Consider the following 924-nt stretch of genomic DNA (forward strand, 5'->3'; position numbering starts at 1 on the left):
CCTGCCCGACATGGACGGGCGCGAGGCCGTGCGTGTTCTCAGAAAGTCCGGCTTCAAGGCACCCATCATCATCCTGACGGGTCAGGACGCCGATGCCGACACGATCCTGGGTCTTGAGGCGGGCGCCAACGACTATGTGACCAAGCCTTTCCGCTTCGCCGTGCTTCTGGCGCGCATCCGCGCCCAGCTTCGCCAGCACGAACAGTCCGAGGACGCGACCTTCCAGGTCGGCCCCTATGTGTTCAAGCCGAGCCAGAAGGTTCTGGTGGACGACAAGGGCGGCAAGATCCGGCTGACCGAAAAGGAAACCGCGATCATCCGCTATCTCTACCGGGCCGATCGCCGCGTCGTGACGCGCGACGTGCTGCTGGAAGAGGTCTGGGGCTACAATTCGGGCGTCACCACCCACACGCTCGAAACCCATGTCTATCGCCTGCGCCAGAAGATCGAGCCCGAGCCATCCAATGCCCGGCTGATCGTCACGGAGTCCGGCGGATATAAGCTGATGCCCTGACGAAGAGCCTCGGTTCGCCGCCCGTCGCACCCGACAGGTTTCCGAGCAGGGGTATGCGATCTGTGGCCTTCGGGGAACGCCATGCCCCGCTTCGACGCCTGTGCGAGCGCGCCGGGGCCGCAGGGGCTTTCGCATGAGGCGAAATCTTGCGATGTCGGAGATGGCCTTGGCGGATCGTTCGATCCGCCGTTCGGGCCGCCCCATGGTCCCGCCCGCGATGCCGGGCGGCACAGGAGAAGCGAACGGCGTGGCATGAGCCTCGAAAGCGACATGGAGGTTCTGAGCGAAGTGCCCCTGTTTCAGGAGCTCTCGCGCGATCAGCTCCGTCTTCTGGCCTTCGGGGCCGAGCACCGTGTCTTGCGCGCGGGCGAAATCCTCTTCCGTGCCGAAGCGCGCGCCGATGCCGGCTT

The 924-nt window shown here is 65.3% G+C and carries 1 protein-coding gene; it reads left to right on the top strand.

The window, feature by feature from the left end; translation table 11 throughout:
- Nucleotides 1–514, top strand: a 514-nt coding sequence (locus NS365_RS22810; protein ID WP_058602581.1) for a response regulator transcription factor, incomplete at its 5' end; no start/stop codon positions are given.
- Nucleotides 515–924: the final 410 nt, after the last annotated feature.

The organism is Aureimonas ureilytica (assembly GCF_001475935.1).
Lineage (GTDB): Bacteria > Pseudomonadota > Alphaproteobacteria > Rhizobiales > Rhizobiaceae > Aureimonas > Aureimonas ureilytica_A.